At 59.2% G+C, this 9,376-nt stretch carries 11 protein-coding genes; 6 read left to right on the top strand and 5 right to left on the bottom strand.

The features are described from left to right. Positions 1–29: 29 nt before the first annotated feature. Positions 30–2,666, bottom strand: a complete 2,637-nt coding sequence (locus BOP96_RS24375; protein ID WP_014718798.1) for a Tc toxin subunit A — start codon at positions 2,664–2,666, stop codon at positions 30–32. 183 nt (positions 2,667–2,849) lie between these two features. Then, positions 2,850–3,326: a hemerythrin domain-containing protein gene (locus BOP96_RS24380; protein ID WP_020303041.1), complete on the bottom strand. Its 477-nt coding sequence runs from the start codon at positions 3,324–3,326 to the stop codon at positions 2,850–2,852. 298 nt (positions 3,327–3,624) lie between these two features. Here BOP96_RS24380 and BOP96_RS24385 point away from each other — a divergent pair, with 298 nt between their 5' ends. Beyond that, a complete protein-coding gene (locus BOP96_RS24385; protein WP_003191730.1) occupies positions 3,625–3,831 on the top strand; it encodes a hypothetical protein in 207 nt (68 codons plus the stop codon). Positions 3,832–3,891: 60 nt separating this feature from the next. Here BOP96_RS24385 and BOP96_RS24390 read toward each other — a convergent pair whose 3' ends face one another. Next, the gene (locus BOP96_RS24390) at positions 3,892–4,452 is read right to left on the bottom strand and encodes a type 1 glutamine amidotransferase domain-containing protein (RefSeq protein WP_073454246.1); all 561 of its coding nucleotides are present in this window, start codon (positions 4,450–4,452) and stop codon (positions 3,892–3,894) included. A gap of 30 nt (positions 4,453–4,482) precedes the next feature. Further along, positions 4,483–4,986 (bottom strand): DUF4142 domain-containing protein, encoded by a 504-nt coding sequence (locus tag BOP96_RS24395; RefSeq protein ID WP_020303039.1) that lies wholly within the window; start codon positions 4,984–4,986, stop codon positions 4,483–4,485. Between the two features lie 196 nt (positions 4,987–5,182). Here BOP96_RS24395 and BOP96_RS24400 point away from each other — a divergent pair, with 196 nt between their 5' ends. Both BOP96_RS24400 and BOP96_RS24405 read left to right on the top strand, forming a co-directional pair. Beyond that, positions 5,183–5,392 carry a hypothetical protein gene (locus tag BOP96_RS24400; RefSeq protein ID WP_014718794.1) on the top strand — a complete coding sequence of 70 codons (210 nt, stop codon included), beginning with the start codon at positions 5,183–5,185 and terminating at the stop codon, positions 5,390–5,392. Positions 5,393–5,570: 178 nt separating this feature from the next. Next, a complete protein-coding gene (locus BOP96_RS24405) occupies positions 5,571–6,365 on the top strand; it encodes a class II aldolase/adducin family protein (protein ID WP_058410543.1) in 795 nt (264 codons plus the stop codon). Between the two features lie 131 nt (positions 6,366–6,496). Here BOP96_RS24405 and BOP96_RS24410 read toward each other — a convergent pair whose 3' ends face one another. Further along, positions 6,497–7,342, bottom strand: a complete 846-nt coding sequence (locus BOP96_RS24410) for an AraC family transcriptional regulator (RefSeq protein ID WP_038452182.1) — start codon at positions 7,340–7,342, stop codon at positions 6,497–6,499. Between the two features lie 109 nt (positions 7,343–7,451). Here BOP96_RS24410 and BOP96_RS24415 point away from each other — a divergent pair, with 109 nt between their 5' ends. From BOP96_RS24415 to glsB, 3 genes are all read left to right on the top strand, one after another. After that, on the top strand, positions 7,452–7,862 hold the full coding sequence (locus tag BOP96_RS24415; RefSeq protein ID WP_014718791.1) for a hypothetical protein: 411 nt from the start codon (positions 7,452–7,454) through the stop codon (positions 7,860–7,862). 73 nt (positions 7,863–7,935) lie between these two features. After that, on the top strand, positions 7,936–8,280 hold the full coding sequence (locus tag BOP96_RS24420) for a hypothetical protein (RefSeq protein WP_014718790.1): 345 nt from the start codon (positions 7,936–7,938) through the stop codon (positions 8,278–8,280). 55 nt (positions 8,281–8,335) lie between these two features. Further along, positions 8,336–9,244, top strand: coding sequence for a glutaminase B (gene glsB / locus BOP96_RS24425; protein ID WP_014718789.1), 909 nt, complete (start codon positions 8,336–8,338; stop codon positions 9,242–9,244). The last annotated feature ends 132 nt before the right edge of the window (positions 9,245–9,376 follow it).

A 9,376-nucleotide genomic window follows, 5' to 3' on the forward strand; every position in this document is an offset into this window, starting at 1 on the left:
TTCCTTGAACCAGGCGAAATACAACGGGGTTAGGGGGCTGTGGCGATCAATGCCGAGCCAACGTGTTGCCAGTCTTCATTCATCAAGGTGGCATGCAGGTCGGCAGCCTTGAGCAAGGCGTTGGCGGAGAGGCCGGTGAGCCTGACGGCTTCATGGCAACGCAGGAGCCAGTCCAGGTCGGCCAGGGTCTTCACCTGTTTGGCAGGCAGGGATTCAACGAGCAGGTTGATTTCATCGACATCCCACTTGAGCAATGCGGCCAGTTGCGAAGTGCAAGCCCCATCGTGAGATACGGCGGAGCCTTCAACGGAGGATGAATTGGCGCGCTGCAAATAAGCGAGCACGCGGTCCTGGGCCAGTCCGTAGGTGCTGAGGCAATGGGCAAAGCGTTGCAGCAGGTACAGCGTGCTCAGCGTCAGCTTGAGCAGCGAGGCCGCGGTGTGGTCCGGGCTCAGCCAGTGCGGATGGAGCACAAAGGCCTGCAAGGCCTCACGGCTCACTGCCAGCCCCAAGGACACTTCGGCATCCGGTAGGCTCAGCAGTACATTTTTGTGCAGCTCCGTGGTGGATTCGGCAGTGGCGGTTCGGGCAATTTGTCGAACCACGAGTTTGCGCCATTGCAGGTACGCGGCGGTGTCACCGGCAAGGTGTGAGGGGGCGTTGAGCAGCGTGTCGATGTTTGCTTTAAGCGGCTGCATTTGTTGGTAGAACGCGCCGAGCTTCTTGGTCACTGCCTGTTTGGCATCGCTGTGCAGAGCCGTGTTGCGTTCTGGGTTGAGGCTCAGCGTCTGGGCTTCGATAAGCTGCACCAGCCCATTGGGCAATTCTTTGGGCGGCGCGGGCTTGAGCAGCGGTTGGCTGTGCAGCAGCCCTTGTACGATGAGGGCATGCCAGGCAATGGGCGCCGCTTTGGTGTCAGGCTCGGGCTGGGGCAATGACAGGTCAGCGAGGTCTTCTTGCGCCAACAGGCCATGCTGAGTCAGTTCGACCACCTCATCGAGTTGGGTGATGTACGTCTGCACGTGGGGCGGTGGGGATTGGGCATCCAATAGCAGTTGACGACGAAGCTGATCAACCGTTTGACCCGTGTCGTTGAGCCAGCGGACCAGCCAGTCCATTTGCATCAGCACATCGAGCAGGTCGGCAGGGGCATTGACGCCCGAGCGACGCAGGCTCGGGTTGACCAGTTGGGTGGTGTAATCCTTACCGCCCAGCAGCGCCGCCATATGGTAGCTGTCGAGCACTGACAGCCCGAACATCCGCGCGATCCGGGTTTGGCGATACAGCGCGCTATAAAACGTCAGCGTCGGGCAAGCAGCGGGTAGATGCAGGCGGGCCTGCTTGATCAGCCAGTGCAACGAGGCCGGGGTGTCGCTCAGGTGCAGGCCGGTGCAGAGCTGGTGGCGCAGGGTTGTCGGGATTTCCTCCCTCAACGCCAGGGTCGGCCTGTCCAGCGTCAATGCCTGGCCTGGCAACGGGCCGGGGTTGAACAACTGGTCGTACAGCGACAGGCGAGTACCGGGTGCCCACACCGGTATTTCATCCAGCACGGCGGCAAAGGCTTGCAATGACAGGCTGTAGCGGCGTTCCAGATAGCGATAGACGCCCAGTGCGCGCAGGGTATTGTCGTTGGCGGGCCGCGCCGGGTCGCCCTCGTGTTCACGCCGCACGACGCTCGTTGACAGGGCGTCGAGTGCGTCGAAGGGCAATTGCGTCCAGCGTTGCAGGCGGATCATTCGGTGCAGGCGCTGGTAACGTTCCCATGAGGTATTGCGCAGGCGCGCAGCACCCTTGTCCTGTGTAGTGATCGACAGGGGCGACTGGGTCGCGCCAGCCTCGGTGATCGGCCCGTTCACGTACGCAGCACCGTCGTGCAGGCGCAGCTTGGCCGGCGGCGTTGGCAGGGCGCTTGCCAGAACATTGCTCGACAGCACCGGCACATACTTGCCGCAGGCCAGTAGCGCTTCGGTCTGATCGGCGGTGAGTCCGGTTTTTTGCAACCAGTGGGGCAACTCCTCAAGGGGCTGCTGCTGGGTGCCATAGTGCTGGGTAAAAAAATCCTCTGCCTGTACGTCTCCTGATCTTTTTAAAAAAGGCTCGGTCAATAACACCTGCTGGGCAGGGCTCAGCCCGGACAGCAAAAGTTGCGCTTCATAGGCCTCGTGCCTGACCACGCCGTAAGTGTTTTGCGCGCGCTGGCTGGTGGGCAGCTTGAGGCTGATGCGGTAACTGAGTTCGCCCAATTGTGGCTTGTTGCCGGACAAACCGAGCCAGCACTGGCGATGCGCACGTTCGAACGGCAGCACGAAGGGGAAACGTTGCTTGCCGAGCACCTCATCAAGTGAGCGACCGCGGTATTCACGACGGGTTTGTTTGAGGTGAACGTCAATCTGGCGGGACAGGGTTTCGTTGATCATCGAGAGTTGAGGAATCACAGCGCTGAGGCTGCGTTCGTCCAGGGGCAGCGTCTTGAGTTCGGGGCGTCGCTGGTCGAGGGTGACCTTGGGCTGTTTGCCTTTACCGCTTTTTTCCAGCGCTTGGGCAAACAGGTATAACGCCTTCAGGTAGGCGATCGGGGAGTCGATTGCCGCCATGGAAGAGGCCGAACACAGCAGGTGCCAGTCCTCTTTGAACAGGTGGGTATAGGTGGGGGAGTGCGTGTCCATTGTGATGAATCTCCTGAAAGCCCCCGGCCACTGCCAAGGGCAATGGCACGCTAGCATGGGGCGCCAGGCTGGCTCGGTCGGCGGGATCGCTGAGTGAGCGAGGAGAAATCATCGGTGCAAATCGATAGCGCGACAGGGCCTGTGGGTCACTGTCGCGCGAACATTGCTACGAGGAGGCAGCCGTTACGCGGCCAGCGGTTTTTTCGCCATGGCTTTTTTGTGCGCAGCCTTCATCGCTTCCATCTCGGCCCCCAGCTCTTCGAGCAGCGCTTTACCCAGCAGTTTCTTGGCCTGGGGGAACATCTCGGTTTCTTCTTCTTCGATATGGTGCTCAAGCAGCTCCTTGACCACTTTGACGCGACCGGAAAACTCGGTGGAAGATGGGTCGGTCTTTTTCAAGTCCGGCAGGACCAGCGAGTCGACGGTACGGTGCTCTTCCTTGGCTTCGTGGTACATGATGTCCTGTTCCTTGCCACCCGCTTTCCTGAACGCGGGGTAGAGGATTTCTTCTTCAAGTTGGGTGTGCAGGGTGACTTCCATTTCAAGTTTGGCCAGCAACTCGGTGCGCTTTTTCACCCCGCGTTCAGTGGATTCGCTCAACTGGGTCAGCAGGGTCTTGACGCGTTCATGGTCGGCTTTGAGCAGGTCGATGGCATTCATAGGTAACCTCACGGGGGTGTGCGGGCGTGTCGAAGTGCACGCCTCGTGGTGAGGAAGGTTGCATCAGGCGTACCAACTTTTATGGTTATAAATCATCTTTAAAATCAGATGGTTATATTTTCATGTGCGCTTGTCGGTCGTGCAGCTTGCATGGTCGGGCCGCGTTGAGGTTGCACAACGCACAGCCGGTTGCTGACACTCCAGCGCAACGGGGGGCCATAAAGTGGGGCCAGGAAAATTCTAATGGAACCCTTGGGGCTTCTGCTTGACCTAACGCTTAGACTTCAGGAGGTGAATCATGCAAATTGAATATATCTGGATCGTATTGGCGGTGGTTCTGCTGCTCTTGGAACTCTGGGCGATCAATATCGTTTTGCGCAGCACTGGCGGATGGGAGACCAAGGGGTTGTGGGTCGTGGTGCTGGTGTTCGTGCCGCTGCTGGGGTTGATTGCGTGGGCAATGTTCGGACCCAAGCGTGAAATGGCGCAGCAGCGTAAAAGCTGAAGCGGTGAGTGATAAAAAACAGGCGCCCATGGGGCGCCTGTTTTCATTGCGCTAAGCCGATCAGCCGCCGATGGCCTTGGCAATCGCCTGATTGAACGCCGATAGGTCGTCCGGCGTGCGCGAGGTGATCAAGGTCCAGCCATTGGCCTGGCACTCTTTAACCTCGGCATCCACTACGCTGGCCGCGCCGGCGTTTTCAAGGTCGATGCGCACGCTTTTATAGGCGGTCAGGGTTTTGCCCTTGACCACGCCAGCGTCGATCAGGGTCCATGGCCCGTGACAGATCGCCGCGATGGTCTTGCCGGCCTGCACGAACTCATTGATCAGGCGCAGTGCGGCAGTATCCTGGCGCAGCGTATCGGCATTCACTGTGCCGCCCGGGATGACCAGCGCATCGAAGTCGGCGCTGACAACATCCGACAGTTGCACGTCTGATTCCACGGTCTGGTCCTTTTCCGTGTCGCCGACAAATGTCTGGGTAGTGCCGCCTTTGCTGGAGGCGTGCGTCACGGTCGCGCCGTAGCCACGCAGCGTTTCCAGAGGCTTGAGCAACTCGTCGCGCTCGATGCCGGTGTTGGAGGTGATGACGAGGATGTGCTTGCCGTTGAGTTGCGCGCTCATGGTCGAGGGTCTCCTTAGGTCATGGGTTGATTAATGGGCGTATTTGGTTTGCAGTTCCTTGGCCATTTTCAGGTGGGCTTCAAGGGTGGGCAGGGTCTTGGTGGCGAAGGCTTTCAGCTCGGGATTGTCCGAGGAGGCCGCTTCTTTCTTGAACAGTTCGACGGTTTTTTCATGGGCCGCTACCTGGTTGTTGGCATAGGCCTTGTCGAAGGATTCATCGCGCATTTCCAGGATGGCTTTCTTCGCCTGGTCGGTGAGCGCGGCGTCATCGGGTACTTCGATATCGAGTTTTTTCGCCAGGGCCATCAGTTCCTGATTGGCCTTGGTGTGGTCTGTGACCATATGCTGGGCGAAGGTCTTTACGTCCGCCGAGCTGCTTTTTTCCAGGGCCAGCTTGCCCGCTTCCACCTCGGTGATACCGCCCTCGGCGGCGTTGTCGACAAAGTCGTTGGAGGTCGCCGCCATCGCGGTGGAAATCGAGCCTGCAATCAGCATGAAGGTAAGGCCCATCGGTTTCATCAGTCGAGTTTTCATGGTGTCTCTCCTTGGAAATGGCGGGATGCCGTTACCTGACTGTTGAATCGAGAGGCGGGTAAAAGGTTTAAAATTTTTTGCGCTTTTTTGCCCAGCGGTGAGGCGCGGCAATTGACTTGAACCAATTCGGATTCCCAGGGTTCTGCTGCATAGGGCCGCCATCTCAGGGGCCTGCCACTGCCAGGAGGATTGCACTGTGACTGATCATAAAACCGCCGATAAAACCCCCGACCCCGTCAGCTCTGAAGACGCGCAAAAAGGTAATGCCCAGGCCACCAAAGGGCAGACGCTTGAACCTGCAAACCCCAAGACTGACACCATCGACAAAGTCGTGACGCCGACCTCGATCAAGGACATTGAACGGCAAACGGATGCAATCAACGAAAAGCTCAACAACGGGCGTTGAACCTGCTGAGTTGATTGGCGGCGAAGGAGCTTGCTCCCGTGGTGGCCTGAACGCTGCCATTGCTGCTTTTTATAAATAAATATAATAATTAGCTTAGATTAAAATGTGCTTTTTATTATTTATGACCATCCCCTAGCCTTGCCTGGAAGTCCCCTTAGGCCATCCAGGAAGATTTGCCATGAGTAGCGTCACGCCGATTTCCAGTGTCTTGAGCAATGTGCGCCAGCGGGTAACACCGCAAGAGTGGGAGGTGCGGGTCAAGTTGGCCGCGGCCTACCGACTGGCGGCGTTGTACAAGTGGACCGATCATATCTACACGCATTTCTCAGCGCGGGTGCCAGGGCCCGAGGCGCATTTCCTGATCAATGCTTTCGGGCTGTTGTTCGACGAAATCAGCGCCTCCAACCTGGTCAAGGTCGATCTGGACGGCACCATCGTCGATGACCCAACGGGCCTGGGGATCAACTACGCCGGCTATGTGATCCACAGCGCCATCCACGGCGCACGCCATGATTTGCAAGCGGTGCTGCACACCCACACCCGCGACGGTATTGCGGTGTCGGCGCAGAAGCAGGGGTTGTTGCCGATCTCCCAGCACGCTATCGCATTCTCGGGGCGTGTGGCTTACCACGGTTACGAAGGGGTGGCGCTGGACCTGGACGAGCGTGAACGGCTGGTGGCGGATTTGGGCGACAAGAGTGTGATGATCCTGCGCAACCACGGCTTGTTGACGGGTGGCGTCAGCGTCGAGCATGCCTTCCAGCAACTACAAAGCCTGGAGCGGGCCTGCAACATCCAGATTGCGGCACAGGCAGCGGGGAATGCCGAGTTGATCTTCCCACCCGCAGAGGTGGTGGCCAAAGTCGAGCAGCAGGCCAAGGTGTTCAGCAATGGCGAAGGCCCGGGCGTGGCGCGGCATTGGAATGCGCTGGTGCGCCAGCTTGAGCGTACCGATACCGACTACAAGAACTGAGTCGGATGTGGATTGGATTGTTCCCACGCTCTGCGTGGGAACACAGCCCAGGACGCTCTGCGTCCCTAAGCGTGACGCGGAGCGGCACACGAGGCATTCCCACGCAGAGCGTGGGAACGATCATCAAAACCTCACGTCAAGGCGATAGTTGACGCGTTGCTGTGCGGCCCGACGGTACTGGCACGGTCCGCCAGGTAACGCGCCGGCGGTTGGCCCATGGCCTTGCGGAACATGGTGATAAACCCGCTGGCATTTTCATAACCCAGGTCCAGCGCCACGCTCTGCACACTCTCGCCGTTGGCCAGGCGCTGCAGTGAAAGGATTACATGCAACTGCCGGCGCCAGCGACCGAAGCTCAGGCCGATCTCTTCCAACAACAGGCGGGTCATGCTGCGTTCGCTCATGCCGATGCGCACGGCCCATTCGCCCAGGGTGGATTTATCGCCGGGGTTGGCCAATAAGCTGTTGGCCAGCCGATGCAAGCGGGGGTCTTGGGGCATCGGCAAATGCAGGGCTTCGATGGGGGCCTGGGCCAGCTCGTCGAGTAACGTCGCCACCAGGCGGCCCTGGGCGCCGTCTTCGTCGTAGAGCTGCGGGAAGCTGACCGCCTTGCCGATCAATTCGTGCAGCAATGGCGACACCGACAGCGTGCAACATTGCCGGGGCAGGGCGCTGGCGGCGTTCGGGTTGATCAACAGGCAGTACACATCCGCTTCGCCGGCACCGCGTGCCGCGTGGGTTACTCCGCCGGGAATCCACAACGCGCATTGCGGCGGCACGATCCAGATACCCGCCTCGATCACACAATGCACCACGCCGCGCAAGGTGTAGATCAATTGCCCGTGTTGATGGTGGTGAGGGGTATGTTCCCAGCGTTCGGACGTACTCGAGGCGCCCACTGCAACAATCGAGCGAGGGATCGCGGCGGCGTCGCGGACCCGGCAGGGGTCGTACTGGTCGAGGCGGTGATGAACCATGGTGAGAACTGCCTTGGCTGGATTGCGAAATATTCTGGCTATTCTGTGCAATGCTGTCCAGCGCCAGTCGCCCTATGATGAGAACCAATCTCATCAAAGGAGCTTTGCCATGCGACTCGACAGTTCAACTTTCCCGGTGGTGAAAATCTTTTTCGACGCGCCTAGCGAAGGTGCGCCGGAAGACGCCTTCCTGACCTTCGAACGTCTGCTGGCCCGTGAGCAGCCCTTCTTGCTGCTGCACGAAAAAGCCGTGGATGAGAACAGTCATGAACACGCCCACGAAGAGCGCAAGCGCGCCTCTATCTGGATGAAGAAAAACAAGGCTGCCTTGCGCGCCTACGTCAAAGGCATGATCCAAGTGGAGCCCAGCGCTGCCAAGCGCCTGGCCCTCAAGCCCTTTGCCGTGACGTTCGGCAAGGCCTGGGGTTACCCGCTGCTGGTGGTGGAGTCCAAGGATCGCGCCTGGGCGTTGGCCCAGGATGTGCTGGATACAGAAGTGTCGGATGTGGCGCATTTCTGAGCCTGGCCAAAGCTCGACAGCGTCCACAATTGAACTACCTTGATTGACGAGCCTTCCCACTCGGTATTCAAGCATGCGCACTTTATGGACGCGGTACCTGGCGTTGCTGGAAAACGACCTGAGCACGCAGATTTTCGACAATGTTAAAAATCTGTTGGTCTGCGCATTGTTGTTTGCGGCGGGGACCAACGCGCTGGTGGGACCGCGCGAGTTGCTGATCGGTATCTTCGCCTCCAGCGTCGCGGGCTGGGGCTTGATTGTGCTGTCGACGGTGCTGATGCTGTTGAACGTCAGCGATGGCATTCGCCGCCTGGCCAAATTGCGTTATCACTTGGCGTTGCAACTGTTGTTGATCCTGATCTACGTGGTGATTGCCGAGCGGGTGGTAGAGATTGTGTGGGTGTTGCGCGCCCATTGACGTATCCTCCGCGCCTCGTTTACCACTGATTCGAACAAAGATGACAGGACAAGCTATGCAGGCGCTGCTGGAGTCGATCCTCGACGAAGTGCGCCCCTTGATCGGCCTCGGCAAAGTCGCCGATTACATTCCCGCGCTGGCCGACGTGCCCGCCAACCAACTCGGCATCGCGGTATACGGCAACGACGGCACGGCCTACTGCGCTGGAGATGCAGACACGCTGTTTTCGGTGCAGAGCATTTCCAAGGTCTTCAGCCTGGTGCAGGCCATCGACCATGGCGGCGAATCCATCTGGGAACGCCTGGGCCACGAGCCCTCGGGGCAGCCGTTCAACTCCATGGTGCAGCTGGAATTCGAACGTGGCCGCCCGCGCAACCCTTTTATCAACGCTGGCGCGCTGGTGATCTGCGACATCAACCAGTCACGCTTCGCCGTGCCGATTCTGTCGATGCGCGACTTTGTACGGCGCCTGTCGGGCAACCCGCAGATCCTGGTCAATAGCGTTGTGGCCGAGTCGGAAGCCCAGCACGGTGCGCGCAATGCGGCCATGGCCTACCTGATGAAGTCTTTTGGCAACTTCCACAATGATGTGGACGCGGTGCTGCACAGCTACTTCAACTATTGCGCGTTGCAGATGAGCTGCCTGGACCTGGCCCGAGCATTCAGCTTTCTGGCCAATGAAGGCGTGAGTGCCCACAGTGGCGAGCAGGTGCTGACGGCGCGCCAGACCAAGCAGGTAAACTCGATCATGGCCACCAGCGGCTTGTACGACGAGGCGGGCAACTTTGCCTACCGCGTGGGCCTGCCGGGCAAGAGCGGGGTCGGCGGCGGAATTGTCGCGGTGGTGCCGGGGCAGTTTACGGTGTGCGTATGGTCGCCGGAGTTGAACGCAGCGGGCAACTCGCTGGCGGGGATGAAGGCGTTGGAATTGTTGAGTGAGCGGATTGGGTGGTCGGTGTTTTGAGATCGTTCTCTCTGTGGGAGTTGGCTTGCCTGCGAAAGCGGTGGTCAGTTGAAGAATCATTGACTGACAGGTCGCCATCGCGGGCAAGCCCGCTCCCACAGGGATCTATGCCTGGCGCCAATTCTGTGGGCA

The organism is Pseudomonas sp. FSL W5-0203 (assembly GCF_001896155.1).
GTDB classification, from domain to species: Bacteria; Pseudomonadota; Gammaproteobacteria; order Pseudomonadales; family Pseudomonadaceae; genus Aquipseudomonas; species Aquipseudomonas paracarnis.